Annotated in this window: 25 protein-coding genes, 2 tRNA genes and 1 riboswitch; of the genes, 24 read left to right on the top strand and 3 right to left on the bottom strand. The window is 62.7% G+C overall.

The window, feature by feature from the left end:
- The first annotated feature begins 269 nt into the window (after positions 1–269).
- From AYX22_RS12380 to AYX22_RS12325, 12 genes are all read left to right on the top strand, one after another.
- Positions 270–3,461 carry an Rne/Rng family ribonuclease gene (locus AYX22_RS12380; protein ID WP_242703322.1) on the top strand — a complete coding sequence of 1,064 codons (3,192 nt, stop codon included), beginning with the start codon at positions 270–272 and terminating at the stop codon, positions 3,459–3,461.
- Positions 3,462–3,595: 134 nt separating this feature from the next.
- A riboswitch (TPP riboswitch) is annotated at positions 3,596–3,693 on the top strand.
- Positions 3,684–5,201 carry a bifunctional hydroxymethylpyrimidine kinase/phosphomethylpyrimidine kinase gene (thiD, locus tag AYX22_RS12375; protein WP_207593732.1) on the top strand — a complete coding sequence of 506 codons (1,518 nt, stop codon included), beginning with the start codon at positions 3,684–3,686 and terminating at the stop codon, positions 5,199–5,201. Its footprint overlaps the riboswitch before it by 10 nt.
- 376 nt (positions 5,202–5,577) lie before the next feature.
- Positions 5,578–5,886 carry a 50S ribosomal protein L21 gene (rplU, locus tag AYX22_RS12370; protein WP_018777818.1) on the top strand — a complete coding sequence of 103 codons (309 nt, stop codon included), beginning with the start codon at positions 5,578–5,580 and terminating at the stop codon, positions 5,884–5,886.
- Positions 5,887–5,948: 62 nt separating this feature from the next.
- A complete protein-coding gene (rpmA, locus tag AYX22_RS12365; RefSeq protein ID WP_024816903.1) occupies positions 5,949–6,212 on the top strand; it encodes a 50S ribosomal protein L27 in 264 nt (87 codons plus the stop codon).
- Between the two features lie 157 nt (positions 6,213–6,369).
- The gene (gene obgE / locus AYX22_RS12360; protein WP_207593731.1) at positions 6,370–7,956 is read left to right on the top strand and encodes a GTPase ObgE; all 1,587 of its coding nucleotides are present in this window, start codon (positions 6,370–6,372) and stop codon (positions 7,954–7,956) included.
- A complete protein-coding gene (gene proB / locus AYX22_RS12355; protein WP_207593730.1) occupies positions 7,946–9,127 on the top strand; it encodes a glutamate 5-kinase in 1,182 nt (393 codons plus the stop codon). The genes obgE and proB overlap by 11 nt, the downstream gene beginning before the upstream one ends.
- Complete coding sequence (locus AYX22_RS12350; protein WP_207593729.1) at positions 9,124–10,488, top strand: glutamate-5-semialdehyde dehydrogenase; 1,365 nt, start codon at positions 9,124–9,126, stop codon at positions 10,486–10,488. The genes proB and AYX22_RS12350 overlap by 4 nt, the downstream gene beginning before the upstream one ends.
- 81 nt (positions 10,489–10,569) lie before the next feature.
- Entirely contained in the window at positions 10,570–10,812 is a 243-nt protein-coding gene (locus AYX22_RS12345) for a hypothetical protein (RefSeq protein WP_089595294.1), read from the top strand.
- A gap of 55 nt (positions 10,813–10,867) precedes the next feature.
- Positions 10,868–11,491, top strand: coding sequence for a nicotinate-nucleotide adenylyltransferase (gene nadD / locus AYX22_RS12340; protein ID WP_242703321.1), 624 nt, complete (start codon positions 10,868–10,870; stop codon positions 11,489–11,491).
- 7 nt (positions 11,492–11,498) lie between these two features.
- A complete protein-coding gene (locus AYX22_RS12335) occupies positions 11,499–12,911 on the top strand; it encodes a hypothetical protein (protein WP_207593727.1) in 1,413 nt (470 codons plus the stop codon).
- Positions 12,912–12,969: 58 nt separating this feature from the next.
- Complete coding sequence (gene rsfS, locus AYX22_RS12330; protein WP_091553904.1) at positions 12,970–13,374, top strand: ribosome silencing factor; 405 nt, start codon at positions 12,970–12,972, stop codon at positions 13,372–13,374.
- A gap of 114 nt (positions 13,375–13,488) precedes the next feature.
- Positions 13,489–13,564 (top strand) — tRNA-Ala (locus AYX22_RS12325).
- 103 nt (positions 13,565–13,667) lie between these two features.
- On the opposite strand, the gene AYX22_RS12320 is transcribed toward AYX22_RS12325, so the two are convergent.
- On the bottom strand, positions 13,668–14,273 hold the full coding sequence (locus AYX22_RS12320) for a ScbR family autoregulator-binding transcription factor (RefSeq protein ID WP_207593726.1): 606 nt from the start codon (positions 14,271–14,273) through the stop codon (positions 13,668–13,670).
- A gap of 390 nt (positions 14,274–14,663) precedes the next feature.
- On the opposite strand from AYX22_RS12320, the gene AYX22_RS12315 reads away from it, so the two are divergent.
- Positions 14,664–14,736: transfer RNA gene (locus tag AYX22_RS12315), tRNA-Ala, on the top strand.
- 63 nt (positions 14,737–14,799) lie between these two features.
- Here AYX22_RS12315 and AYX22_RS12310 read toward each other — a convergent pair.
- Positions 14,800–15,177 carry a cupin domain-containing protein gene (locus AYX22_RS12310; RefSeq protein WP_207593725.1) on the bottom strand — a complete coding sequence of 126 codons (378 nt, stop codon included), beginning with the start codon at positions 15,175–15,177 and terminating at the stop codon, positions 14,800–14,802.
- Positions 15,178–15,363: 186 nt separating this feature from the next.
- Here AYX22_RS12310 and AYX22_RS12305 point away from each other — a divergent pair, with 186 nt between their 5' ends.
- From AYX22_RS12305 to AYX22_RS12285, 5 genes are all read left to right on the top strand, one after another.
- Positions 15,364–16,509: a class I SAM-dependent methyltransferase gene (locus AYX22_RS12305; RefSeq protein ID WP_242703320.1), complete on the top strand. Its 1,146-nt coding sequence runs from the start codon at positions 15,364–15,366 to the stop codon at positions 16,507–16,509.
- 224 nt (positions 16,510–16,733) lie between these two features.
- Positions 16,734–17,933, top strand: a complete 1,200-nt coding sequence (locus AYX22_RS12300; protein ID WP_242703319.1) for an ROK family protein — start codon at positions 16,734–16,736, stop codon at positions 17,931–17,933.
- 43 nt (positions 17,934–17,976) lie between these two features.
- A complete protein-coding gene (locus tag AYX22_RS12295; RefSeq protein WP_242703318.1) occupies positions 17,977–19,350 on the top strand; it encodes an extracellular solute-binding protein in 1,374 nt (457 codons plus the stop codon).
- Positions 19,347–20,216, top strand: coding sequence for a sugar ABC transporter permease (locus AYX22_RS12290; protein ID WP_207593722.1), 870 nt, complete (start codon positions 19,347–19,349; stop codon positions 20,214–20,216). The genes AYX22_RS12295 and AYX22_RS12290 overlap by 4 nt, the downstream gene beginning before the upstream one ends.
- 74 nt (positions 20,217–20,290) lie before the next feature.
- The gene (locus tag AYX22_RS12285; protein WP_242703630.1) at positions 20,291–21,091 is read left to right on the top strand and encodes a carbohydrate ABC transporter permease; all 801 of its coding nucleotides are present in this window, start codon (positions 20,291–20,293) and stop codon (positions 21,089–21,091) included.
- 6 nt (positions 21,092–21,097) lie between these two features.
- Here the strand turns inward: AYX22_RS12285 and AYX22_RS12280 are convergent, their stop codons facing one another.
- Complete coding sequence (locus tag AYX22_RS12280) at positions 21,098–21,331, bottom strand: hypothetical protein (protein WP_089595283.1); 234 nt, start codon at positions 21,329–21,331, stop codon at positions 21,098–21,100.
- A 134-nt stretch (positions 21,332–21,465) separates the two neighbouring features.
- Here AYX22_RS12280 and AYX22_RS12275 point away from each other — a divergent pair, with 134 nt between their 5' ends.
- Genes AYX22_RS12275 through AYX22_RS12250 form a run of 6 tightly spaced genes read left to right on the top strand, consistent with a single transcriptional unit; the run spans position 21,466 to position 26,512 of the window.
- On the top strand, positions 21,466–22,473 hold the full coding sequence (locus AYX22_RS12275; protein ID WP_207593721.1) for a MoxR family ATPase: 1,008 nt from the start codon (positions 21,466–21,468) through the stop codon (positions 22,471–22,473).
- A gap of 12 nt (positions 22,474–22,485) precedes the next feature.
- Positions 22,486–23,415 (top strand): DUF58 domain-containing protein, encoded by a 930-nt coding sequence (locus AYX22_RS12270; protein WP_207593720.1) that lies wholly within the window; start codon positions 22,486–22,488, stop codon positions 23,413–23,415.
- Positions 23,405–23,866, top strand: coding sequence for a hypothetical protein (locus AYX22_RS12265; RefSeq protein ID WP_207593719.1), 462 nt, complete (start codon positions 23,405–23,407; stop codon positions 23,864–23,866). The genes AYX22_RS12270 and AYX22_RS12265 overlap by 11 nt, the downstream gene beginning before the upstream one ends.
- Positions 23,857–24,837 (top strand): vWA domain-containing protein, encoded by a 981-nt coding sequence (locus tag AYX22_RS12260; RefSeq protein WP_207593718.1) that lies wholly within the window; start codon positions 23,857–23,859, stop codon positions 24,835–24,837. Before AYX22_RS12265 ends, AYX22_RS12260 begins: the two co-directional genes overlap by 10 nt.
- Positions 24,834–25,811, top strand: a complete 978-nt coding sequence (locus AYX22_RS12255) for a VWA domain-containing protein (RefSeq protein WP_242703317.1) — start codon at positions 24,834–24,836, stop codon at positions 25,809–25,811. Before AYX22_RS12260 ends, AYX22_RS12255 begins: the two co-directional genes overlap by 4 nt.
- The gene (locus tag AYX22_RS12250) at positions 25,808–26,512 is read left to right on the top strand and encodes a hypothetical protein (RefSeq protein WP_207593716.1); all 705 of its coding nucleotides are present in this window, start codon (positions 25,808–25,810) and stop codon (positions 26,510–26,512) included. Before AYX22_RS12255 ends, AYX22_RS12250 begins: the two co-directional genes overlap by 4 nt.
- Positions 26,513–26,669 lie beyond the last annotated feature (157 nt).

Raw genomic sequence — 26,669 nt, 5'->3', positions numbered from 1 at the left:
TGTTCCCAAGACCGCCAGTATGAGCTGGGCATGCCTGGATCACGTGATCCTTGGTGGGCCCGCCATGACAATGGACGGCACCTGGTTGTGGCAGCAGAACAACGGGTTTCAGAACAAGGGCACCGGCTTTCCAGGGCTGCCGCACCCCAATGATGGTGCGAACCGGAGAGCATACTACCGACTTCTGTCAACGCCTGCGGGTTTTGACAATATTTGCCCCACTGGGCGCCGGATGTGGCGGTGTCGCTGGGGCAGGAGTGTTGCCACATATGGATAATGACCAGGTTGTAGCCGTTAATGATGAGGCAGCTCCCGCGGAAACTGCGGAAGCGCCAAAGAAAGCCACCCGGACCCGGCGCAAGGCTGCGCCCAAAGTTGCAGCTGACGCCGAGGCGCAGGCCGCAGCAGCGCCTGTCGTTGAATCGACGGAGGCCCCTGAGGCAACGGAGGCCCCCGTTGCGCCGGTACGACGTACCCGCTCACGCAAGAAAGCAGAACCCGCTGAGCCACTGCCCGGTTTGGGTGAGGACGTCGCTGCCGCGCCGGAAGCCGCTGTAGAGACCCAGCCCGAAGCCGTCGCCGGGCCTGCCCCCGAAAAGCCGGTCCGCCGTCGTCGTACTGCCAAGCCCAAGGTTGAAGCGGAGGCGCCTGCCGCCGACGAAGCACCTGTTGCTGCGGAAACCACAGTTGAAACCACGACGCCGGACGCCGCCTCCCCGCAGGCGTCGCCTGCTGCTGAAGCAGATACCCTTGATGCGGCTCCTGTTGAGGCAACCCCCGAAGAGGAGGAAGCCGCCGCTGCAGGCTCTGCTTCGCTCTTCCTGGAGCCCGTGTCCATCACGTCCATGATCTTCCAGGCTCCGGACCTCACCACTGTTCCCCGCGTTGTCGCGGTGGAAGAGAAGGAAGAGGATTCTGAGGAAGAAGCTGAAACCGGTGCCGAGGATGAGCTGGAAGATGCCGGCAGTCGTCGCCGCCGCCGTAGCCGTGGCCGCCGTGGCCGCCGCGGGACCGAACGCGAAGAAAGTGAAGCCGGAGAGGGCGCCGAGTCTGACGATGAGGAAACTCCCGCTGCTGAAGCCTCCGACGAAGGGGTGACCTCGCGTCGCCGTCGTCGTCGCCGCCGTGGCGACCAGGACCTTGAACTGACCGGCGGCTCGGACGACGATCCGCCCAACACAGTCACCCGCGTCCGCGCTCCCCGCCCCATCACGGAAACTGCTCCCTCGAATCGCGTGACCAGCGTCAAGGGCTCCACCAGGCTTGAGGCCAAGAAGCAGCGCCGCCGTGAATCCCGCGAGACCGGACGCCGCCGCCAGGTCATCACCGAGGCCGAATTCCTGGCCCGCCGCGAATCAGTGGACCGCCAGATGATTGTCCGCCAGCGCGACGACAGAATTCAGATCGGCGTCCTGGAAGATGGCGTGCTTGCCGAGCATTTTGTCTCCAAGACCCAGCAGGACTCCCTGATCGGCAACGTTTACCTGGGCAAGGTCCAGAACGTCCTGCCGTCCATGGAAGCTGCCTTCGTGGATATCGGACGCGGCCGCAACGCCGTGTTGTACGCCGGTGAAGTGAACTGGGACGCGGTCAACCTCGAGGGCCAGCCGCGCCGGATCGAGAATGCGCTGAAGTCCGGCGATTCCGTTCTGGTCCAGGTCACCAAGGACCCTGTAGGCCACAAGGGTGCCCGCCTGACAAGCCAGATCTCCCTGCCCGGCCGCTACCTGGTGTACGTGCCCGGTGGTTCCATGACCGGCATTTCACGCAAGCTGCCCGACGTCGAACGCAACCGCCTCAAGCGCATCCTGAAGGACCGTTTGCCGGAAAACGCCGGCGTCATTGTCCGCACGGCTGCTGAAGGTGCGTCGGAAGAAGAACTGACGCATGACATCAACCGCCTGCGCGCCCAGTGGGAAGGCATCGAAGGCCAGGCCTCCTCCACCAAGGTCCTGGCACCGGAACTGCTCTACGGCGAACCCGACCTGACCATCAAGGTGGTCCGTGACGTCTTCAATGAAGACTTCTCCAAACTGATCGTTTCCGGCGACGACGCCTGGGACACCATTGAGGCTTACGTAACCTACGTTGCCCCCGACCTTGTGGGCCGCCTCGAGAAGTGGACCAAGGACCAGGACATCTTCGGTGCCTGGCGCATTGACGAGCAGATCCACAAGGCACTGGAACGCAAGGTCTTCCTCCCATCCGGTGGTTCGCTGGTCATCGACCGCACCGAAGCCATGACCGTGGTGGACGTCAACACCGGTAAGTTCACCGGCAGCGGTGGAAACCTTGAAGAAACCGTCACCAAGAACAACCTCGAAGCTGCTGAGGAAGTAGTTCGCCAGCTTCGCCTGCGTGACATCGGCGGCATCATTGTCATCGACTTCATCGACATGGTCCTTGAGTCCAACCGCGACCTCGTCCTCCGCCGTATGGTTGAGTGCCTTGGCCGCGACCGCACCAAGCACCAAGTGGCTGAAGTGACGTCACTGGGCCTTGTCCAGATGACCCGCAAGCGCATGGGTACCGGCCTCCTTGAGGTCTTCGGTGAGCAGTGCGAGCACTGTGCGGGCCGCGGCGTGGTCACCCACGATGAACCGGTGGAGCACCGTCGCGCCAACGTTGTGGCTGCCGAGCACCACCGCCCCCACACTGAGGCGCAGCAACCCACAGCCCGAACAGAACGCAAGCGCCGCCGTGGCAAGGGCGGGGGACAGGCTGTGGCCGAGGCTCCCGCGCAGGTCCACAGCACTGCTTCCGCCCCTGCCGCACCTCCCGCGGCTTCCGAGCCGCAGGATCCTGCCAAGCAGGCCAAGGCAGAGGCAACCCGCGCTGCGCTGGCGACGATCGCTGCTGCCGCCCACGCTGCCCACCTCCACGATGACGAAGTTCACCGTGCAGAAGAGCAAGCACGGGCGGCCGGCCAGCACCAGGCGCCTGCCGCATCACAGCCGGAGGCCGGAGAGCACTCCGACCCCGAATCAGACCGGGAAGCATCGGTTCGTGACACACGGTCCACACCGGTTCTGCGATTCGGCGGCGAAGAAGTGGCCTTGCCTTTCGGGGAACACCACGAGGAACCGCCTGCCGCCAAGCCTGCCATGAGCCTGGATCTCCTGGCCGAAGCGTTCTCCCACCTTGGCGCAGCACCCGAGGCGAAGCCCGAAACCGTGGTTCCTTCCAAGGCAGCCGCTGCACCTGCAGCCGCCGTGGCGGGGCCCGTGGACGAGGACCCTGAAGCTGCTTCGGCGTCGAAGTCCCGCCGGGGGCGCCGCAACCGCAGTGCGAGCCGCGCCCAGGGTGCAGCCAACGAGACCAGCGTTGAGCACCACGAGGTAACTGCTACCGCAGCGCGTGGAACTGCACACCAGGCCAAAGCACCGGCGGAGCCTGCCAAGAAGGCAGCGTCCGAGGAACCCATCATCCTTGGGGTTGGTGTTCCCGCTTCGGAGCTCTAGGACCTGATCTGCAAGGGCCCCGCAGTAACCGCCACAGGCGGGTACTGCGGGGCCTTTGCTGTCTGCTCACAGCGGTCATAACCGGTCTTCTGCGGAGTGCAGTTCCCGAGGCATGCTGCTTCCCGGTTACGCTGGGGATTGACACGGGGTGCCGGGCATAGGGCCGGCTGAGATCCAGACCCGTTGAACCTGTCCGGTTAGCACCGGCGAAGGGATGTCCCCATGACGTCATCGTCGTATTCTTCTGTGTACCCTCTGGCTGTTTGCGGCCGGGAAACGCCCCGCGTACTGAGTATCGCGGGCTCGGACCCCTCCGGCGGTGCCGGTATCCAAGCTGACCTGAAGAGCATTGCTGCGCAGGGCGGCTACGGCATGGCGGCGATCACCGCGTTGACGGCCCAAAACACGCTGGGCGTCAGTGCTGTCCATGTTCCTCCGGTGGAGTTCCTGCGACAGCAGTTGGAGTCCATCAGCACGGACATCGCCATCGATGCCGTCAAGATCGGCATGCTGGGTGACGCTGCGGTGATCGATGAGGTCCGCAGCTGGCTTGAGTCGGTGCGTCCCGGCGTCGTGGTCCTTGACCCGGTGATGGTGGCCACCAGCGGCGACCGCCTCCTGCGGGGGTCTGCCGAGCAGGCCCTGCGCGCTCTGCTGCCGTTGGCGGACCTTATTACCCCGAACCTCCCGGAGCTTGCCATGCTGTTGGGGGAGCCTGAAGCTGCTGACTGGGATTCGGCGTTGAACCAGGGCAAGCGACTGGCTGCTGAGTGCGGCACCACGGTCCTGGTGAAGGGCGGACACCTGGCAGGGGCGGAATGCCCGGATGCCCTGGTTAACACCAGCGGCCTCCTGCGGCAGGACGTCATCGAGGTAGCCGGACCCCGCGTGGAAACGAAGAACAGCCACGGCACGGGCTGTTCGTTGTCGTCGGCTCTGGCCACGGTCCAGGCCCGCACCGGCGATTGGGAAGCTTCCCTGCGCGAAGTCAAGCCGTGGTTGCTTCAGGCGCTGCTGCATTCGGACAGCCTCGACGTAGGCCAGGGAAACGGGCCGGTCCACCATTTCCACCACCATCAGGTCCTGAGGCCGGGGCAATTCGCCGCGGCGCTGTGGAAGGAAGCTGCTCCGGAGCTCGAGGCAATCTACAAGCTCAGCTTTATTGACGGCCTGCAATCGGGCGACCTCCCGGAGGCTGCGTTCAATTACTACCTCGCGCAGGACGCCCTCTACCTCAACGGGTATTCCAGGGTCCTGGCGCGTGCGGGCGCTCTTGCCCCCACGGAGGAGGAGCAACTGTTCTGGGCCAAAGCGTCACAGCAGTGCCTTGAGGTCGAATCGGAACTGCACAGGAACTGGCTCAGCACCCGAGAGGCATCCTCGGTGACCGGACCCGTCACTAAGTCCTACGTGGACCACCTGCTGGCGTCCTCGGCCACCGGGAGCTACTCCGTGGTGCTGGCGGCCATCCTGCCGTGCTACTGGCTCTACGCAGAGGTGGGCCAGCGGCTCCATGCATCTTTCGTGGAGGCGGGATCCCCGGCGGCGCATCCCTACGCGGACTGGCTCAGGACTTACGCCGATGAAGAGTTTGCTGCAGCCACCAGGAATGCGATCAATTTCACGGACGCCGCTGCAGCGGCAGCTTCCGAGGGGGAGCGGGTATCAATGGTGGAGGCTTTTGCCCAGTCCTGCCGCTACGAAACTGCATTCTTCGACGCTCCCCGGCTGTTCGCCTGACCGTTCCTGCCCGGGCTTTTTATCTCCGGGTTTCAAACCGCCCCAGCGCGTCGCGGGTCAAATCACGTTAATCGCCCCAAACCCTGTAGGCTGTATGGGCACGGTGCCGGGAGAGTCCGTTACAACTGGTGATGCAAGTCACGTGGTAGCCTCCGGACCCGGCCTCATTTGCAGCCGAGGGTCAAACTAGCGTAATCTTGATCTTCGGTGCTTACGCCAACACTTGGGTTATGCCCCTTGGAATTGTTCAAGGGATGACTCGCGGACTTCGATCAGAAGTCCACGGCGTTGAGGCACAGCGCGAACCAAGCCTGATTTCGGTTCCAGGTTCCGCACGCAAATTTAGTTATAAACGTCGAGAGAAGTGAGTACCCAAGTGGTGTACGCGATTGTCCGCGCAGGCGGCCGCCAAGAAAAAGTTTCCGTTGGAGACTACGTAACGCTTAACCGCGTCCCCGGTGGAGCCGGCAGCACGCTTGAGCTGCCCGCCTTGCTCCTGGTTGACGGCGATAAGGTCACCTCCGCAGCTGCGGAACTGGCCAACGTCAAGGTGACGGCTGAGATCCTCGAGGACCTCCGTGGTCCGAAGATCGTCATCCAGAAGTTCAAGAACAAGACCGGCTACCGGAAGCGTCAGGGTCACCGTCAGGAACTGACCAAGATCAAGATCACCAGCATCGCGTAACTTTCGTTACCCGCTGTTCAGGTTTTTCAGTTTCCCCAGAAATTTAGAGGCAGGCATTTCACATGGCACACAAAAAAGGCGCGAGTTCCACTCGCAACGGTCGTGACTCCAACGCACAGTACCTGGGCGTCAAGCGCTTCGGTGGTCAGGTAGTCTCCGCAGGCGAAATCATCGTTCGCCAGCGTGGCACGCACTTCCACCCCGGTGCAGGCGTTGGTCGCGGTGGCGACGACACCCTGTTCGCCCTGCAGGCCGGCTCGGTTGAGTTTGGTACTCGCCGCGGACGTCGCGTAGTGAACATCGTTGCTGCTGCAGCTGCAGAGTAACAACAAGTTCTGAACCGGTGGAGCGGGCCAAACGGCCCGCTCCACCGTTCTTTTAACCGCATTACAATCGACTAGGGCGCTTTAGCGCACTGGTTTTGCAACAGCGCTGGCAACAGCAACAAACGCTGTAAGTAAGACAGCAACTGAGGAGATCCACGTGGCGAGCTTTGTAGACCGGGTAGTCCTGCACGTATCCGGCGGAACCGGCGGCCACGGCTGTGTCTCTGTAAAGCGGGAGAAGTTCAAGCCCCTCGGTGGCCCCGACGGCGGCAACGGCGGCAATGGCGGCGATGTCATCCTCCGGGTGTCCGCCCAGACCACCACGCTGCTGGACTACCACCATGCACCCCACCGCCACGCCACCAATGGTGGCCCGGGCATGGGCGACTGGCGCGGTGGCAAGAACGGCGAGACCCTGATTCTTCCGGTCCCCGACGGCACCGTCGTCAAGACCAAGGACGGCGAAGTCCTGGCCGACCTCGTGGGTGAGGGTACTGAATACGTCGCAGCTGCCGGCGGCCAAGGCGGCCTGGGCAACGCTTCCCTTTCCTCCCAGAAGCGCCGAGCGCCGGGCTTTGCCCTGTTGGGCATCGAAGGCGAATCCAGCGACATCGTCCTGGAACTGAAGTCCATTGCGGACATCGCGTTGGTCGGCTTCCCCTCTGCCGGCAAGTCCAGCCTGATCGCAGCCATGTCTGCTGCCCGGCCGAAGATCGCCGATTACCCGTTCACCACCCTCATTCCCAACCTGGGCGTGGTCCAGGCGGGAGAAGTCCGTTTCACCATTGCCGATGTCCCCGGTTTGATCGAGGGTGCCAGCGAAGGCAAGGGACTCGGGCACAACTTCCTGCGGCACGTTGAACGGTGTGCGGCATTGGTGCACGTCCTTGACTGCGGAACCCTGGAGTCGGACCGGGATCCCCTGTCCGATCTCGCCATCATTGAGGCCGAGCTGGAGAAGTACGCGGTTGACATGAGTTACGCCGGTGTTGACGGCGAAGTTGTTCCCCTGAACGAGCGCCCCAAGCTGGTTGTCCTCAATAAGGTTGACCTGCCCGATGGCAAGGACATGGCTGAGTTCGTTCGTCCCGACCTGGAAGCGCGGGGTTACCGCGTGTTCGAAGTCTCGGCAACCAGCCACGAGGGCCTGCGCCAGCTCGGATTTGCCATGGCGGAGATCGTCAAGGCAGCGCGCGATGCCGTGGCAATCGCACCCCCCATGGTTGCACCGCCGGTTCTGCGGCCCCGTGCGGTCAACGAGTCCGGTTTCAAGATCCGCCGCGAAGAAAAGAACCTCGAGCCGCTGTTCCGCGTTCTGGGCGAAAAGCCTGTGCGCTGGGTCAAGCAGACCGACTTCACCAACGAGGAAGCCATCGGCTATCTTGCCGACCGTCTGGCTAAGCTGGGCGTGGAAACTGAGCTCTTCAAGGTTGGCGCCAAGCCTGGCGACACCGTGGTCATCGGTGAAGACGACGGCGTGGTGTTCGACTGGGAGCCCACCATGATGGCCGGCGCCGAACTCCTGGCAACCCCCCGCGGTACCGACATCCGCGTTGCGGACATTGGCGACCGTCCTACACGTTCGCAGAAGCGCGATGAGCAGATTGAGCGCCGCGAAGCCAAGGCCGCCGCCCGTGCCGAGCTTGAAGCAGAACGCAAGGCCGGCATCTGGACCGAATCCGTCAGCGGCCGCCGCGCACAGACCGTGAGGGAGAGCACCCTGGACGCCGGTGATGACGACTAGGACCGTCGACGTTCCGGCCACGGGCGAAGGCCTTGAACGCCAGGCCCTCGCCACCGCCAAGCGGATTGTGGTCAAGGTGGGGTCCTCTTCCTTGACCAGCATCAAGGGCGGTATCTCCGAGAAATCCCTTGCGGGACTGGTGGACGCCCTGGCGGACAAGCGCAACGCCGGCACCGAGATCATTCTGGTCTCTTCGGGGGCCATCGCTGCGGGCCTGGCACCTTTGGGACTGGCCAAGCGACCCAAGGACCTGGCAACGCAACAGGCTGCCGCCAGTGTAGGCCAAGGATTGCTGATGGCCCGCTACACACAGGCATTCAGTGCCCACGGCGTCACCGTCAGCCAAGTGCTGCTGACCGCGGATGACCTCATGCGCCGCACGCAGCACACCAACGCTTTCAGGGCGTTGGACCGCCTGCTCAACCTTGGCGTGGTGCCAGTGGTCAACGAGAACGACACCGTGGCCACGCACGAGATCCGCTTCGGTGACAACGACCGGCTGGCCGCTTTGGTAGCCCACCTGGTCCGCGCGGATGCGCTGGTACTGCTGTCCGACGTCGATGCCCTCTATGACGGTCCGCCGTCCCAGGGTGCCAAGCGTATTCCGTTGGTTCAGGGTCCTCAGGACCTTGAGGACGTCACCATCGGCAAGGCCGGTAAGGCCGGCGTCGGAACCGGTGGAATGATGACCAAGGTCGAGGCGGCGTCGATCGCTGCCGGCTCGGGTATCCACGCTTTGGTGACGTCAACGGCCAATGCCGCGGCCGCCTTGGCGGGGGAGGACGTGGGGACTTGGTTCTCCGTCAATGGCAACCGCAAGCCGGTGCGCCTCCTGTGGCTGGCGCACCTGGCGACGGTTCAGGGACGCTTAATGCTCGACGACGGCGCTGTTAAAGCAGTCCGCGAACGGCACAGGTCACTCCTTCCCGCGGGCATTTCGGAGGTCAGCGGTGACTTCGAAGCCGGCGATCCCGTGGAAATGGTTGCCCATGACGGAACCGTGCTGGCGCGTGGGCTGGTGAACTACTCTTCGGAGGAACTTCCGCGCATGCTGGGCCGCACTACCCAGGAGCTCGGCCAGGCGATGGGCCGGGGTTACGACCGCGAAGTTGTTCATGTTGATGATCTGGTGCTCCTGCGGACGCCCCGCTCATCTAAACTTGGAGCATGACTGAAGCGCTGACCCCTGATGCCCCTGTGATCTCCGACGTTTCCGGTGTTGCCGGACAAACGCCGGAGAACCCTGTGGCAGGCGGCGCTCCGCTCTCCCCGGAGGATGTCCAGGCCGCCGTTCATGCCATTGCCGACCGTTCCCGCAAGGCTGCCCGCCGGATGGGCCAGGCGAACCGTGCCTGGAAGGATCGTGCGCTCCGTGCCATTGGAACAGCCTTGGTGGAGAACCGGAAGCATGTTTTGGAGGCCAACGCCAAGGACGTTGCCGCAGGCCGCGCCAATGGCACGTCCGCAGCGCTCCTGGACCGCCTCACGCTGACTCCTGCCCGGATCGATGGCTTGGTTGCGGCCCTGGAGAATCTGGCAGGCCTGCCGGATCCCGTAGGCAACGTAGTCCGCGGACAGACGCTCCCCAACGGCCTGCGCCTGCGCCAGGTCAACGTACCCATGGGCGTTGTGGCCGCCATTTATGAGGCCCGCCCGAACGTGACCGTTGATATCGCCGGCTTGGCCCTCAAGAGCGGCAACGCCGTGATTCTTCGTGGCGGGTCAGCTGCGGCGAACACCAATGAGGCTTTGGTGCGGATCCTTCGGGAAGCACTGGATTCGGTGGGCCTGCCGGCCGATGCTGTCCAGACCGTGGACCAGTACGGCCGCGAAGGTGCCAACGTGCTGATGCGTGCTCGCGGGCGCGTGGACGTCCTCATTCCGCGGGGCGGGCGGGACCTCATCCAGACGGTGGTCACCAACTCTGCCGTACCCGTTATTGAGACCGGCGAAGGCAACGTCCACATCTTCATCGACGAGTCCGCGAATGAAGAAATGGCTGTGGAGATCCTCCTCAATGCCAAAACACAGCGTCCCAGCGTCTGCAACACAGTTGAGACCCTGCTGGTGCACTCGGGCTCAACGGTGCTTCCTGCTGTTGCCAAGGCATTGCGGTCACAAGGGGTGACGCTCCATGTGGACGAGAGGATCGCCGCTGCCTTGGGCAGGGACGTCGAAACCGTTCCCGCTGACGACGACGATTGGGCCACCGAATACATGGACCTGGATCTTGCAGTGGCCATGGTGGACAGCCTGGATGAGGCCGTCAACCACATTCGCACGTGGACCACGGGACACACTGAAGCGATCCTCACCAACAACCTTGCCAACGCCGAGAAGTTCATCGCAGAGGTTGATTCCGCTGCCGTGATCGTCAATGCCTCCACGCGCTTTACCGACGGCGGTGAACTGGGCCTCGGCGCCGAGGTGGGCATTTCGACACAAAAGCTGCACGCCCGGGGTCCCATGGGCCTCACGGAGTTGACCACCACCAAGTGGATCGTCCAGGGTGAAGGCCAAGTCCGCAGCTAGCAACGCTGTAACATAGAACAGAAGTCCGGAACGTCGGGATGCCCCGCCGTGCAAACATTTGAGAACCAACTAGGGGAGAAGATGCTGTTTCAGCAGATCGCCACGTCCATTGCCGCCCAAACTGAAGGCGGCGGCCACGAGGAACTCGCACCCCTGTGGGCAGAGCCGTGGGTCTTCGGCATCGTGATGTTTGCCCTGATGCTGGTCCTCCTGTTCGTCACCCTGTCCTACACCAACCTGGGCAACCGCCACGAGGCTGTTGAAGAGCACGCTGATCCGCACCGCCAGCACCCGAACAAGCACACCCACGGGCAGGGCCACTAACATTATTGCCGCAACACCACGTGGGGAGTCGGGGCGCAGGCTTCGGCTGGGCGTGATGGGTGGAACATTTGATCCAATCCATCACGGCCACCTTGTGGCTGCCAGTGAAGTAGCAGCCAAGTTCGGACTCGACGAAGTGGTTTTCGTGCCGACGGGACAGCCGTGGCAGAAGTCGCACAAACTTGTCAGCGAGCCGGAGCACCGGTACCTGATGACAGTGATTGCCACGGCATCCAACCCACGGTTCACTGTCAGCCGGGTTGACGTTGACCGTCCCGGCCCAACGTTCACCATAGACACCCTGCGTGATTTGCGGGCCCAGCGTCCTGACGCGGACCTGTTCTTCATCACCGGTGCGGACGCCTTGGCCCAGATCCTGTCCTGGAAAGATGTGGACGAGTTGTGGTCGTTGGCGCACTTCGTCGGGGTGACCCGTCCCGGACATGAACTGAACGACCTCGGACGGACTGATGACGTCAGCTTGCTCGAAGTTCCGGCTATGGCGATCTCCTCAACGGATTGCCGGATCCGCGTGGGCGCAGGCAATCCCGTCTGGTACCTGGTGCCGGACGGAGTGGTGCAATACATCGCAAAATATGGTCTGTACGCGCCCCAGCCCGTGGCAGGGGAGCTGACGCCCGCACTGTCCGGATCAGACGACCAAGCACGTACTGAATGAGTTTTGAATGAGCAGCCAGGAACAGCGACCCATCCGCAGCAGGCGTGAGCTTCGCCGCGCCCGGGAAGAACAGTCGGGCGCCGCCGCGCAGCCGGATGCCGCCGCGCAGCCGGATGCCACTGCGCAGCCGAATGCCACTGCGCACCCGGATGCCACTGCGCAGCCGGACGCGCAACCAGAAGCCACCGCGGAACCGACGGCGCAGCCGAAACCTGCCGCGGAGCCCAAGGTGCCGGCAAAAGCCGGCGTGGATTCCAAGGCCCCCACCACAAGTGCCGTTGCTGGTGCTGACCGTCCGGCTGGGTCTGACCGCCCCGCTGCCCGTAACCGCCGTGCCGCTGATGGTCCGGTGGATGCTGTAGGAACCGCCGCGCAAGAGCGATCCTCGCAGGTCCGGGCACGTGACCGTGCAGCCCTGCGGACCATCAAGGAACTCGCGGACAAGGAAGAACAGCTCTCCGGAGGTGGGCCTCCCACGCGGCGCCAGCTGCGGCTTCAGCAGCTCCAGGCCGAAGTTGCCACGTCAATGAACCCGATCGTTCCAGAGCCGGGTTCCGCGCAGGAAGCTGCAAAGCCGGGTGCTCCAACTGATGACGCCGGAAACGCCGACGCTACGAAGTCCGCGACCACCAAGCCCGGCATGGCAAAGCCCGAGGTTGCCACAGCCGGGGACGGCAACGAAACTCCCGCAGAGAAGACCACGCCTAAGGACAAAGCTCCGGATGCCGCCACGGAGTCCGGAATGTCCGTTGAGCAGGCCCTTGCAGTCCGTGAGTTGATCGCGGCGCAGGTTCAGAACCAGACGTCCAAGCTGGAACACATCGCCGAGCAGGATCCGCTGGCTGTTGATCCAGCGGTGTTGGCGGAGCAGATTGCCCTTGCCGAACGTGCGGCGGTGTTGAACAAACGAGCTGCAGCCAAGCAGAAGCTTGCCGAGCAGAACAAGGCTGAGCAGGGCAAGGTCGAGCAGGCAAAGTCTCCGGCGGCCACGTCAGGCCCTTCCACGGCCAACAACCTGGCCATGGTGACTCCTTTGGAGTTCGTCAAGGTTCCTGGTGTTGAGCGTCCGGTCATGAAGCGTCCCAGTACCACGTTCGTGCCGTTGATCACCTCGGCAGGTCCAACTCTGGATGACCCGTCGCAGGTCAAGAAGCCAGGATCCCGAGGCCGCGCAGGAGTTCTTGCCCGGGCGGAAGCTGTAGCCAGGTCCGCCAGGAAGAAGCCTGCTGCACCTGTGGAGCGCAGCGAAGAGACGCAGCGCCCGCCCGTTTCTGCCAGTACGGCTTACGGACTTGATCCGTTGGACGTCAATACTGCAGGACTGGCACGGGCTCAGCGCAACAGGCTCCTGCAATACGGTGTTTTGGCCATGGGCCTGGTTGCGCTCATCGTCGGCATCATCATGATCACCAGCGGCTAGTTCCGCTTTATCCCGGCAAACGCCAAACCAAGGCCACCGGCCACAACAAGGAGTCCCCGTGTCTGCACATGAACAATCCATCACCCTCGCCCGTCACGCAGCGCGTGCAGCGGCCGATAAGCTCGCCGAAGACATTGTTGCGCTTGATGTGAGCGAGCGCTTGGCGCTTACTGACATCTTCCTTATCGCGTCTGCTCCCACTGAGCGCCAGGTTAACGCAATCGTCGATGGCATCGAGGAAGAACTGCTCAAGCAGGATCTCCGTCCCGTGCGTCGTGAGGGCCGCTCCGAAGGCCGTTGGGTCTTGCTGGATTATGCGGACATCGTAATCCACGTCCAGCACGCAGAAGATCGCGTGTTCTATGCACTGGAGCGCCTCTGGAAGGACTGCCCTGTGGTGGATCTGGAGCTCGGTGACGATGCCTCCGCCAAGGCTGTTTCCGCGGAGGACTCAGAGCACTAGAAGCTACGGCAACCGAATATGCCCGATTTGGAATTTTCGGAAATGCTGTTCTAAGATATTTGAGTTGCTTCGGCGCGGATGGCTGAAATGCTGAACGTGAAGCAGCAAGAATATGGGGCTGTGGCGCAGCTGGTAGCGCACCTGCATGGCATGCAGGGGGTCAGGGGTTCGAGTCCCCTCAGCTCCACCATCAAGGGTCCTGCTTTCGTCAAGGAAAGCAGGACCTTTCTTGTACCCGGAGTCAATTGATCCAGCTGGCTGTACCGGGCTCACGCAGTTGGGTGATCAGCGGGTCATGGAACCTGCGGCTGGGTGCTAGCGCCTGATGTCAGGGTTGGCAGCATGAATTCCCACATTTGTTCGATCCTGGCCATAACGTCGGCGCGCGCGGTGAGAACCTCGGAAACCATCTGGACTCCGGTGAAGGATGCAATCAGGTATCGGGCAAAGGCAGCGGCATCCAGATCGGCGCGGACATCCCCCTCCGTCTGGGCTTGAGCCAATAACTGGTGGGTGGTGTTGATCCAGTCCTGATACGGGGCGGAAACGTCAGCTTGGAATGCGGAGGCTTCAAAGGTGAGCCGGATACCACCTTGGACTATCGGTTCATCCAACAACTGCTGCCCGAACATTCTGCAGAGGGTGATGATTTTTTCCAGCGCAGTGTTGTTGGAGCCGGCGATCTCCGAGCCCGCCGACTGGACCAAGGCGTGTTGTTCGTCGATGACCGCCAGGGCAAGCTCCCGCTTGGACGTGAAATGGAAATAGAGGGCGCCCTTGGTCACGCCCGCGCGCTTGGTGATGTCAGCCAGGCTGGCGTTTCCGTACCCAATCTCAGCGAAGACGCGCGCTGCGCCTTCAATGACTGCCAGTCGGGTGTCCTGCGCACGTTGCTGCATCGGTAGTGGCTGACCTTTCGAGCGATGTGGTGGGGTCGGATGATCTGTCAGGGGATGCTGGCAGTGGCACCTCCGGAACCCCATAACGCTATCACCGGGCGCGGCCGGGTCAGTCAAATAAACCGACTGGACGGTTTGGTTTCTGGAGGTATCGATCTTAGACTTCATGGGGGCGGAGCTGGATGACAGCACGCTCCCAGGCAGCCGGTTTGGGGGGAGGCGCGGTGGATTCGTCCAGCGCGCCTCGGCTGCCGGGTTTCATTGATAAGCCACGGCCCGGGGGTGACGCAGTTCACGGTTGGCCGATTTCGCTTCTCGACGGATTGTGGTTAGTATTGACGAGTTGCTTCGACGGGAAGAGAAAAACTTCACCGGAAAATCAACAAATCCGGGGCTGTGGCGCAGCTGGTAGCGCACCTGCATGGCATGCAGGGGGTCAGGGGTTCGAGTCCCCTCAGCTCCACTTCGGAAAAAGACCCCGCTCACTTGAGCGGGGTCTTTTTGCATGTACTGAAACCCGATCTCCTTATCCAGGGGGGCGGGCGAACTCGGCGCCGCTGACGAACTCGACACCTTGGAACGGTTCGTCGCCTACAACGTGGGCATTGTGGCCCGGCGGGATCGTGTAGGAGTCGCCGGCAGAGATACTGATCTGGCCGCCGTCGTCGGTTTCAACGTCCAACTTGCCGGAAACGCAGAATCCCACGTGGCTCAACTGGCAGGAGTCGGTGCCCACCACAGGTTTGATGCAGTCAGCCCAGGTCCAACCGGGCTCAAAGGTCATACGGCCGATTGTGTATTCTCCTACGGTGACGAGGTCCAGAACGGTCTTATCCGGGCGGCGCGTTTCGTCGGGAGAGTTGTGGGACTTTACTTCAAGGTTCGTGACAACATTGACACTCATGGCTTCTCGCAGGGAGGGGGAGCCGGATGATGGATGGTCCCGGTGCCTGGCTCCCTTGTCACCGCGACGTGTGCCGGCCGCCTCTGTGATGGTTCTACCAAACTGACGGGACAGCCAGGTGTTTAGGTGCTGCACTTTCAGGTTCCTCCCAAGCACTGGCAAAGTCGAGTCAAAAACGCAACGAAAGTGAGAACCTCCATCGTGACGGCATTGGAACTGGAAACCCTGTTTGGCTCCTTGAGCAGGCTCCCGGACGTCGAAGCGGAGAATTTGCAGGCTTACGACGCCACTGACCGGATTTTGCTGGAAACAGCGGCAGAAATGGTAGGCCAGGAAACCGGGGTTGTCGTCATTGGCGACCGTTACGGTGCCCTGACGCTGGGTGCGCTGGTGCGACTCGGCGTCGGGCATGTCCGTGTTCACCAAGACCTTGTCACGGGGCGGCTCGCGTTGGAGCGCAACGCAGCTGCAGCAGGTCTCGAGGGCCGTTTCACACAGCACGGTTTAGGCCCGGAATTGCTCGGCAATGCAGGGCTGGTACTGGTTCAATTGCCGAAGTCGCTCGCTGAGTTGGAGGAAACCGCCGAAGCCGTTGCGCGGTTCGCGGCGCCGGATACGGTGATGTTGGCAGGCGGCCGTGTCAAACATATGTCCACCGGGATGAATTCAGTCCTGGAGAAGTACTTCTCCTCTGTCCAACCGCAACTCGCCCGTCAGAAATCCAGGGTGCTCATTGCCCGGGATCCCCAACCGGTTCCGGACACACCACCATTCCCCGTTGTGGAACCATTGCAGGAGTTGGGAATCACGGTCTGCGCTCATGGCGCAGTCTTCTCCGGAGCCCGCCTGGATATTGGAACGCGTTACCTGCTGACCTTCCTGGACCGGATGCCGGCTGCCCGCCGCGTGGTGGACCTGGGATGTGGCACGGGGATCCTGGCCACTATGTATGCACGGCGCCATGAGGAGGCGAACGTGGTGGCAACGGACCAATCCGCTGCTGCTGTTGCCTCGGCCCGGGGTACGGCGGCGGCCAATGGTGTGGGGGATCGGGTGGCCGTCCTTCATGATGACGCGATGTCCACGCTTGCACCCGGCAGCGCGGACCTCATCCTGCTGAACCCGCCGTTTCATGTAGGGGCAAGTGTCCATGCAGGCGCTGCGCTGAAGATGTTCCAGGCCGCCGGACGTGTGCTGGCGCCAGGTGGGGAGTTGTGGACCGTCTACAACAGTCACTTGCAGTACCGGGGTGCGCTGGAACGGCTTATTGGACCTACGTCGGAGGAAGGCCGCAACCCCAAATTCACGGTGACACGCAGCCTCAAATCCTGAGGTCACCGTCATCAAGGGCCGGTGCAGGAAGCTGTCACATACAATTCAGTGGCATCGTTACCAACCCCTGACTTCGTCGCCAGCGTGTGCTCGTACCTGTGGGGCTGTGGGTATCGTACGATGCAGACAGAGACTAAACCCGACCAAGTTTTTCCGAATGACGAGGGGCATCAGTGACTGAGATCCGGCAGCCGACACCGAGGCGCGGAACGAATCTACCCCGTATGGGGGACTTCAATCTGACCGTCATTCTGGAGGCGATCCGGCGGTCAGCGCAGGGACTCAGCCGCGTGGAGCTGGCACAGATTGTTGGACTTTCCCCCCAAACCATTTCCAATATTTCCCGGCGCCTGCTGGATCAAAAGCTGATCGTCGAAGCCGGCAAGGAAGGATCGGGGCCGGGCAAGCCGCGGACCATCCTTCGGTTGAACCCGGCTGGGATGTACGCCGTCGGTGTCCATCTGGACCCGGCCGTCATCACTTTCGTGGTCCTTGACCTGTTGGGCGACGTCGTCAGGCATTCCCGGATGTCCACCCCTGGCGGGGACCCCGCCGGCGTGATCACCAGCATCGCCGCGCAAATCAAGGTCCTGGTCGAAGAATCGGGCGTGGACGCATCCAAGATCGCTGGTCTTGGCGTTGCCGTCCCTGGACCGATTGACCTGGATGAAGGCTCTGTAGTGGAGCCGCCCCTGCTGACCAGGTGGAATCGGGTGCGTATCCGCGAGGCCCTGAGCGAAGCCACCGGGCTGGAGACCCTGGTTGACAAGGACGTCACCAGTGCAGCTGTTGCTGAGACCTGGGCCGGAGGCGCGAGCGGCGCCGGCAGCTTTGTTTTTATGTACATGGGTACCGGCATCGGTTGCGGAATCGTGCTCAACGATGAAGTAGTGCGTGGAACCTCCGGCAACGCCGGCGAAATCGGCCACATCGTGGTTGATCCTTCCGGACCTTTGTGCGATTGCGGACTGCACGGATGCGTTAAGTCCTCCTGCATCCCTCAGGTCCTGGTGGCCGAAGCCGAAGCAGCCGGTGTCCTGGACGGTCACCGTGAGGGGGCAGACGGCCCCGAGGTCCAGGAACGTTTTGCAGCGCTGTGCGACCAAGCCGACGCCGGGAACCAAAAAGCCATTGCCATTCTGGACAAATCGGCCACCCTTGTGGCTCGTGCCGTGTCCGTAGTGACCAATACCCTGGATGTGGAGCGCGTGGTTTTCGGTGGACCCTTCTGGGGCCGTATGTCGCCCTACTTCCTGGAGCGGGTTCCGGAACTGCTGGACAGGAACAATGCCGCCCGCATGATCCATGACCTGGAAGTTGTAGGCACGGGAGTGGGCGAGGACGTGGGCGCCATCGGTGCAGCATGTCTCGTCCTGGAGCACATGCTGGCACCGCGGGCCCAGCGGCTCCTTCTGGAAGGCTGAATCAGCACGACGTTTGACGGATTGGAGCACCATGGGCCGCCCGATGAAGTTAGCCGGTATCAAACACGTGGCGCGGAAGTTTGCCGCCATCGCTTCAGCCACCGCCGTCTTTGTGGCAGCCAGCTCCTGTTCGCCTGCGCCTGACGCGGCCGGGAACAAGACGCTGAAGATCGTCTATCAGAAGACGGATGCCTTTACTGCCCTCGACGCAGTCATGCAGGACGCCAAGAAGGAGTTCGAGGCAGCCAACTCCGGGGTTGCCGTTGAGCTTCAGCCCATCCAGGCCAACGACGACGACTACGGAACCAAGCTTGCCCTGGCCCAGCGTTCCGCGGAAACGGCACCGGATGTCTTCTACGAGGACACCTTCAAGGTCCGTTCGGACGTCGACGCCGGGTACCTCCTTAAGCTTGATGGCTACCTTGAGAAGTGGGACGACTGGTCCCTGTTCAATGAAGCAGCCAAAGTGGCCGGCCGGGCAGATGACGGCAGTATTTATGCGGTGCCGCTCGGTACGGACACCAGAGCCATTTGGTACAACAAGACAGTCCTTCAAAAGGCGGGCATTTCCTTGCCCTGGCAGCCAAAGACCTGGGATGACATCCTGACCACGGCCCGCGCAGTGAAGGCATCCGATCCCAACGTGATCGCCTTCAACATGTACGCAGGCAAGGGGACCGGCGAGGGCACAGTCATGCAGGGCTTCTATGAACTCCTCTACGGGACAGACAGCACCTTGTATGACGAGAACGCCAGGAAGTGGGTAGTCGGGTCCCAGGGATTTACTGACTCACTGGCGTTCTTGAAGACCCTCTACGACGAAAAACTCGCAGTGAGCCCCGCCGAGGCCTTGGATGCCAACGTCTGGAAGAAAGTCTTTGGCGAGTGGTTCCCGCAAGGCAAACTGGCGGCCACCGTGGAAGGTTCCTACACGCCGTCGTTCTGGCAAAAGGGTGGGGCGTACGAGTGGGCAGGATATGAGCAGGACATGGGCGTCGCGATGTTCCCCACCAGGAATGGCCAGGAGCCCGGAGGCGTCAGTATGTCCGGCGGCTGGACGCTTGCGGTGGGTGCGAAGAGCAAGAACCCTGACCTTGCCTTCCAGTTCCTCACCACTGCTCTGAACAAGAAGAACGCGTTGGCGTACGACATCAACAATTCGCAGATTGCCGTCCGGACCGATGTCGCCGCGGAAGCGGATTATTTGGCAGCCAACCCGTTCGTCAAGGATGTCTCGGACCTGGTGGCCGTAACGCATTACCGGCCCGCCACTGCTGACTATCCGAAGATTTCCACTGCAGTCCAAGTGGCCACGGAGTCAGTAATAACGGGCAAGCAAAGCCCCGAGGATGCCGCGGCAGAATACGATGCCACCGTCCGAAAGCTTGTGGGTGAGGACAAGGTCCTGGAGAAATGACCATCCGCCGCGTCCTGCGGCTCCTGCCGGTAGTTCCGTCGATTCTGCTGCTCCTGCTTTTCCTCGTGGCCCCGGTGGCTTGGTCCTTTTATGCGTCCTTCACCAATGCGTCGTTGACGGGCAAAGCGGCGCAGGACCCGCAGTGGGTGGGCGCCGACAACTACGCCCGGATGTTCAGCGATGACTCGTTTCCGCTGTCGGCCTGGCTGACCGTGGTCTTTGTCGCGGCGTCGGCGGTGTTGGGGCAGAATGTGCTGGGCCTGCTGATTGCGCTGCTGATGACGCGTTCACGGAAGGTGGTCTCTTCCGTGGTGGGTACGGCAGTTGTTGCGGCCTGGGTCCTCCCGGAAATTGTGGCTGCGTTTGCCGCCTATGCCTACTTCAACCGGGAAGGAACTCTGAACCAACTGGCCGGCATCGTAGGTGTCGACGGCGTGGACTGGCTGTATTCGTTCCCCCTGGTGGCGATCATCCTGGCCAATACCTGGCGCGGCACCGCTTTTTCCATGCTGGTGTACCGGGCGGCTTTGGCAGACGTACCCCGGGACATTTCCGAAGCTGCGCTCATGGACGGCGCCCGGGGGTGGCAAAGGCTCACTTTCATTACCCTGCCTCTGATCCGAAGCAGTATCACCACCAACCTGATGTTGATTACGCTGCAGACGCTGGCCGTTTTCACCCTCATCTGGGTGATGACGGCGGGCGGTCCTGCCAACGCCAGCACCACTTTGCCGGTCTTGGCGTACCAGGAGGCGTTCAAGTTTGGTGACATCGGCTATGGAACGGCGGTGGCGTCGGTCCTGATCCTGCTGGGCATGGTGTTCGGTGCGCTCTACGTTCGGCTCCTGAGGGAGCGTCGCCCGTGACCACCAAGGGACTGCGAGCGCGGGAGAAGGCACCAGGCACGACGACGGGCGGCACCGCCCGTTCCAGGGCCAGGTTGGGTGCGGATATCGCCTTGGCCGTGATCGGTGTCTGCTTTGTGGCGCCTTTATTGTGGTTGCTGCTGGCCGCCGTCGATCCCCAGGCCGGATACCAGACCAAGGTGCCATCGGCGCCGTCGACCGCCAACTTCAGTGCGGTGCTGACTCCTGAGCTGCTGTTTCAGCCGTTGGCCAACAGCTTGTGGTTGTCTGCCGGTACGGCTGTGGTGAACCTTCTTGCTGCTGTGTTGGCCGCTTATCCGTTGTCCAGATATCAGTCCCGGTTCAACAAGCCGTTCATGTATACGGTGCTGTTCGGCACCTCGCTGCCGGTGACGGCCATTATGGTGCCCGTGTATGGGTTGTTCGTCCAATTGCACCTGTTGGATTCCATGGCAGCCACTATTTTCTTCATGGCGACCACTACTTTGCCCATGGCGATCTGGATGACCAAGAACTTCATGGACTCGGTTCCTTTGGAACTGGAGGAGGCGGCCTGGATGGACGGGGCGTCAGCCATGGCGGCGTTGCGTACCATCGTCCTGCCGCTGATGAGGCCGGGGCTGGGCGTGGTGTTCATCTTTGTCTTCATCCAGGCGTGGGGAAACTTCTTTGTTCCCTTCATCCTGTTGTTGTCACCGGGCAAGCAACCGGCGGCGGTGTCCATCTTCAGTTTCTTCGGTCAGCACGGAGCGGTCGCTTACGGCCAGTTGGCAGCGTTTTCCATCCTGTACTCGGTCCCGGTGCTGCTGCTCTACGCGTTGGTGTCCCGGGGCATGGGGAACTCTTTTGCCCTGTCTGGGGCTATGAAGGGTTAGCGGCGCTCAGTCGATGTCCTCGATGATCTCGCCGTACGGTATGGACTCGTCCAGGTGGGCCTGATGTCCGGTAGAGCCTGTGTTGTAGGTGATCCGGACCCCGTGGCGCTCGTCGGCGGCTGATTGCAGGAGGACGGGCCGAACGGCGTCGATGACGTGCTGGTCCTGTGCGGCGAGGTACTTCTGATAGGCGGCTGGTAGCTGATGCATGGCAAAAGGATAGACCTCGGAGGGCTGCATGGGGAGGGGTCCCCATTGCGGCCCTGGACAGGTCAGGCTTGGATAGAGTGGCCCATGCAGGCGGAAGCACTGATGCCCGGCTTTTTGGCCGGCCGCCTGCCGGGAGACGTCAGACGCCAGCGAGGGGACCACGAGTGCAACAGACCACTGCCACGGCCGGAATCGATGCACCGGACATGGCCCGTGCCCAACAACTCGTGGGCAGCATCATCCGGAGTTTTGAGAACAAAGTGGTGGGCCAGGCCAGGCTTCGCGAGACCTTGGTCATCGGGTTGTTGACGGGCGGCCACGTGCTGCTAGAAAGTGTGCCGGGCCTGGCCAAGACCACTGCGGCCCAGGCCATCGCGGAATCGGTCAGCGCGGAGTTCCGCCGGATCCAGTGCACTCCGGACCTGTTGCCCAGTGACATCGCCGGCACGCAGATATTCGATGCTGCCAAAGGAACCTTCATCACGCAGCTGGGCCCGGTCCACGCCAACATCGTGCTCCTGGATGAGATCAACAGATCCAGCGCGAAGACCCAGAGTGCCATGCTCGAGGCCATGCAGGAACGGCAGACCTCCATCGGTGGCGAGTCCTACCCTTTGCCGCAGCCGTTCCTGGTGCTGGCTACACAGAACCCGATTGAGCAGGAAGGGACGTACCGGCTCCCCGAGGCCCAAATGGACCGTTTCATGCTCAAGGATGTCCTGGACTACCCGAGTCCGGCCGAGGAAGCCGAAGTCATCCGCCGGATTGACGCCGGTGTGTTCGATGCCGACCAGAAGCCGCCGGCTGCTGCCTCACTGGACGCTGTTGTCCAGGTCCAGGAACTCGTGCGACGGGTCTACATCGACCCCGCGATCGTCAGGTACATCGTGGGCCTTGCCTACGTCACCCGCAATGCTTCCCAATATCTGGAGCCCAAGCTCGCCAACCTGGTGGAGTTCGGCGCCAGCCCCAGGGCCAGCATTGCCTTCAGCCAGGCAGCCAGGGCCCTGGCCTTGCTGAACGGCCGAGACCACGTCATTCCCGAGGACGTCAAAAACCTCGCCCACCGGATCCTGCGGCACCGCATCATTCTCGGGTTCGATGCTGTGGTTGAAGGCGTCCCGGTGGAAACTGTCATTGATGCCGTCGTGGCGTCTGTCCAGACACCGTAGCGGGGACTACGCGTGCCCAGCCTGCTTCGCCGGGTTAAGTCGAAGATGTTGATCTTCGCCCACCGGAGGACACTGACCCTGCTCGATGGTGAATACGGCTCCGTTTTCACAGGCCGCAGCCTGGACTTTGATGAACTGCGGGCCTACGTTCCTGGAGATGAAGTCAGGGATATTGATTGGAAAGCCACCGCACGGCACGGATCGCCCCTGGTCAAGCGGTATGTGGCGGTTCGCCGTCACTCGGTGCTGTTGCTGGTGGATACCGGACGGACCATGGCTGCCCAGGCTTTGTCTGGTGAATCCAAGAAGGACATCGCTGTGCAGGCAGCCGGAGTGCTGGGGTATCTGGCGTGTCGCCACGGTGACGACGTCGGCCTCCTGCACGGGAACGAGACCACAACCCGGTATGTACCTCCCCGCAGCGGCGAGGAGCACCTGGAACGCTTGCTGCAGGAGGTCGATGCGGGCGTCGTCCTGGACGGGCCGCCCAGTTCCCTCGCGGAGCAACTCGACTACGTCCTGAGATACCTGAAGGGACGCCTGCTCGTGGTTGCCGTGACGGACGAGTTCATGCCCGATGCCCGTACTGAGGGGCTGATGCGCAGGCTTCGGGCCAGGCACGAAGTCCTGTGGCTGACAGTGCGGGACGCGAACCTCACACCGGTGGCAGACAAAGGTGCCACGAACAGTACGGATGTGGGCACCGGGCAGGGAATCCCCGCGCTGCTGGCCGCCGACAGCAAGATCCAGGCAGCCTATGAAGCTGCCATGGTGGAACGCGGAGAACGTCGCAGCTCCATCTTCCGCCGATTGGGCATAGCCGAGGAACAAACCTCAGGCAGTGCGGACGTCCTGCCTGCCGTCTTTGCACTCCTTGAGAAGCACCGTTCGGGTGGGCCAACTGCCAGGGGTTCCGGTGGAGGTGGCAATCGTGCAGGATGATGCCGGCTTCTACGCGCCACTGCAGTATCAGCCGCAATGGTTCTGGGCCGGCCTGCTGATAGTGGTGGTGGTGGGTGCTTGGTATGCCTGGATCTTCCGGCCCATTCGCCGGAGACCACCAGCCGGACAAGGACCGCCACAGCAGGACCTGGACGCCCTGCGTTCTGCGTGCCTCGCGGCCATCACCGCCACAGCAGAAGACGCCGACGCCGGACGGATACCAGTGCGCGACGCCCACCAAAGACTTAGCTTCCTCGTGCGGGAGTTCGCCGGGGCAGCCACGGGGCTACCCGTCACGTCCATGACGCTGGAAGATCTCCGCCGCCAAGGTCTCGAGGAACTTGCTGAAGGAATCGCGGGCATCTACCCCAACGAATTCTCCCGTGTGCCAATCCACCCCGTGGGGCACTCAGCAGAGACTGCGCGACAGGTGGTGATCGGATGGAACTGAGCTACTGGTGGATCCTTCCCCTTGCCGCAGCAGCGGTGGCCATCAGCGCCTGGCTGTACCGCCGTCGTCGTCCTCCACGGACCCGGCCCGTCGCGCACGGAGACCGCCTGACCGACCTGCCGGAGTACCAGCACGCACTACGCAGGTACCGGCTGCGGCTGATGGTGTCAGTGGCGCTGGGTGTCGTATTCCTCGCCGCCACCGCTACAGCTGCCGCCCGGCCCGTCCTGCGCGCCACGGAGCAACCGGAAATCCGGAACAGGGACATCGTGCTCTGCCTGGACGTGTCCGGATCCATGACCAGCACCGATGCCGCCATAGCCACCGTGTTCCAGGAACTCGCCAAGGAATTCGACGGCGAGAGGATCGGCATGGTCATCTTCGACAGCAGCAGCGTGCAACTCTTTCCCCTCACGGACGACTACGACTACGCCGCCGAACAGCTCGCCGAAGCCAAGGAAGCCTTGGACAGCGGGGCAGGATCCTTCTTCGACGGCACGTGGAACGGCGCAGGCTCCTCGCTGATCGGCGACGGCCTGGCGTCCTGCGTGCAGAGCTTTCCCGATGACGCAGGCGCCACCGATGCCCAGCGCTCGCGGTCCGTGGTGTTGGCCACTGACAATTTCCTCTCCGGCGAGCCGATCTTCAGCCTGCAGGAAGCAGCAGCACTGGCAGTCGACAAAAACGTGAAGGTCTATGCCCTGAACCCCAGCGACATGGACTACGGCAACCAACCTGATGAACCCGGTGCCCAACTCAGGGCTGCCGCTGAGGGTACCCAGGGCGCCTACTTCACCGTGGACGGCGCTGAGGCCGTGCCGGGCATTGTGGGGAAAGTGCAGGAAACAGAAGCCACCAGCTACCGGGCAGCTCCTCAGTCGGTAGTAGCCGATGCTCCCGCCTGGCCGCTCGGGATCGCCCTGCTTGCCGGAACGGGCATGCTGGTGCTCGGATGGAGGCTGGAACCATGACGTTTGCACCGGTCTTTCCATGGCCCCTGTTGGTCCTGGCCTTCGCCGCCATGCTGATGTTCACCGTGCTGGCCCTGAAACGGAACGCGAGGCCGGCAGCGTTGCGGGGCGCCGCCGTCGTGCTTCTGCTCCTTGCCGCGCTCCGGCCGGGTTGGCCCGGTGGACAGGCCAACACCGCCACCGCGGAGATGGACGTCTTCTTCGTGGTGGACACCAGCACCAGCATGGCAGCCGAAGACTACAACGGCTCCACTACCCGCCTGACGGGGGCCCAACGTGATGTCATGGCGATAGCCAAGGAGCTTGCCGGTGCCAAATTCTCCCTGATCACGTTCGACAACCAGGCCACCGTCCGAATGCCCCTCACCCGCGACGCCACCGCGCTGCAGACTGCTATGACCACGCTCCAACCCCAAAACGCCCGATACGCCAAGGGAAGCAGCGTCACCGGTGCGGCACAGCTCCTCAAAGACCGGCTTGCCGCGGCCAAGGAGCAACACCCGGGCAGGCCTGCTCTGGTCTTCTACGCCGGCGATGGCGAGAACACCAGCGCCGAGCGGCCAGCGGCCATGGACGCCGCCAACGTAGCCGGGGGAGCAGTCCTTGGATACGGCACCCCTCAGGGAGGACGCATGAAGGAAACCCCGGATGCCGACGCCGACTACCTCAAGGACCGCAGCTCCGACACCACGCAGGACGCCGTTTCACGCATCGACGAAGACCAACTCCGCGCTATCGCCGAGCAACTCCGCCTCCCCTACGCACACCGGACCGGGACAGAGCCGCCGTCGGACATGCTTGCAAAAGCCCAGCCAGGTGTCCTCACTATCAGCGACGCGGACACCCCCGGACGCATTGAGCTCTACTGGCTCCTCGCCCTGGCTGCCTTCCTGCTGGCATTGCACGAACCACTGCGCCACCTCGCCGCACTCCTGAACCTCCGGCCTGCAGCAGCAAAGGAGCGCACCCCATGACCCACGACGTACGACGACGGCGACTCCGCCTTGCGCTGTGGTCCGCGCCGGCGGCCCTGCTGGCGCTCGCAGTTGCCGCGAAACTCCTGGGTGTGGGCGTCCTGGGTGGTGCAGCCGCGGAGTCCTACGCAGCCGGTCAGGAAAATGACGTTGCCCGGGCTGCCTCCTGGCTCCATGTAGCCAACTTCGTGGAGCCGCACAAGGCGTCGTTCGCCTCCGGGGACGCCCGGGTGCTGGCCGGTGACTTCGCCGCTGCACGGGAAGAGTTCGAGACGGCTTTGCGGCTCGGCCCAGGTGATGACGAGTGCAAAGTCCGGGTCAACCTTGTCCTGAGCATCGAGAAATTGGGGGACGCGGCAGGGGACGGTGACGCTGCGGCCCGGCTGCTTGCGGAAGGACTTGCTGTCGCCGAAGCATCACCGCCGCAATGCCATGCTGTTGGTCCCGCCAACGCCGCAGGGGAGGGCGCAGCCCTTGACGCGGCGGAGGACCGGCTCACGAACAAAATCGCCGAAGGAAAGACGCAACGCGGCACGGCGCAGCAGCCTTCCGGGGAATCCCCGTCCACGCCTCCACAGGAACAGCTCAAACAGTTGGAGGAGAGCGCGCAACGAGCCCAACGGGAACGCTCGGAGGGGCAGGAACGCGGAGAATACCTGCGCAGTCCTGACGATGGCCCTCGCGTTGACAGGCCATGGTGAACCTATGGGTGAACAAAGTTCACGAATCCTTGGACTCACATCGGACAACAGCGACGGCGGCCGGCCACCATAAGGGCCGGTTCTAGCGGTCGTTGCAACACCCAGAATTTTTGGGAGTTGCAACGACCGTGTCGTCTTTAAAGAAGGTACCGGTAAA

Origin of the sequence: Arthrobacter sp. D5-1 (assembly GCF_017357425.1) — a bacterium.
Classification (GTDB): Bacteria; Actinomycetota; Actinomycetes; order Actinomycetales; family Micrococcaceae; genus Arthrobacter.
Note: the sequence above shows the minus strand (reverse complement) of the source record. Positions and strands in the feature narration are given on the sequence as shown.

Bases quoted from the DNA above. Each gene is read 5' to 3' on its own strand.
- AYX22_RS12380 (WP_242703322.1), top strand. From the start codon at position 270: ATGGATAATGACCAGGTTGTAGCCGTTAATGATGAGGCAGCTCCCGCG.
- thiD (WP_207593732.1), top strand. From the start codon at position 3,684: ATGACGTCATCGTCGTATTCTTCTGTGTACCCTCTGGCTGTTTGCGGC.
- rpmA (WP_024816903.1), top strand. From the start codon at position 5,949: ATGGCACACAAAAAAGGCGCGAGTTCCACTCGCAACGGTCGTGACTCC.
- proB (WP_207593730.1), top strand. From the start codon at position 7,946: ATGACGACTAGGACCGTCGACGTTCCGGCCACGGGCGAAGGCCTTGAA.
- AYX22_RS12350 (WP_207593729.1), top strand. From the start codon at position 9,124: ATGACTGAAGCGCTGACCCCTGATGCCCCTGTGATCTCCGACGTTTCC.
- AYX22_RS12345 (WP_089595294.1), top strand. From the start codon at position 10,570: ATGCTGTTTCAGCAGATCGCCACGTCCATTGCCGCCCAAACTGAAGGC.
- nadD (WP_242703321.1), top strand. From the start codon at position 10,868: ATGGGTGGAACATTTGATCCAATCCATCACGGCCACCTTGTGGCTGCC.
- AYX22_RS12335 (WP_207593727.1), top strand. From the start codon at position 11,499: ATGAGCAGCCAGGAACAGCGACCCATCCGCAGCAGGCGTGAGCTTCGC.
- AYX22_RS12320 (WP_207593726.1), bottom strand. From the start codon at position 14,273: ATGCAGCAACGTGCGCAGGACACCCGACTGGCAGTCATTGAAGGCGCA.
- AYX22_RS12310 (WP_207593725.1), bottom strand. From the start codon at position 15,177: ATGAGTGTCAATGTTGTCACGAACCTTGAAGTAAAGTCCCACAACTCT.
- AYX22_RS12300 (WP_242703319.1), top strand. From the start codon at position 16,734: ATGGGGGACTTCAATCTGACCGTCATTCTGGAGGCGATCCGGCGGTCA.
- AYX22_RS12295 (WP_242703318.1), top strand. From the start codon at position 17,977: ATGAAGTTAGCCGGTATCAAACACGTGGCGCGGAAGTTTGCCGCCATC.
- AYX22_RS12290 (WP_207593722.1), top strand. From the start codon at position 19,347: ATGACCATCCGCCGCGTCCTGCGGCTCCTGCCGGTAGTTCCGTCGATT.
- AYX22_RS12280 (WP_089595283.1), bottom strand. From the start codon at position 21,331: ATGCAGCCCTCCGAGGTCTATCCTTTTGCCATGCATCAGCTACCAGCC.
- AYX22_RS12260 (WP_207593718.1), top strand. From the start codon at position 23,857: ATGGAACTGAGCTACTGGTGGATCCTTCCCCTTGCCGCAGCAGCGGTG.
- AYX22_RS12255 (WP_242703317.1), top strand. From the start codon at position 24,834: ATGACGTTTGCACCGGTCTTTCCATGGCCCCTGTTGGTCCTGGCCTTC.
- AYX22_RS12250 (WP_207593716.1), top strand. From the start codon at position 25,808: ATGACCCACGACGTACGACGACGGCGACTCCGCCTTGCGCTGTGGTCC.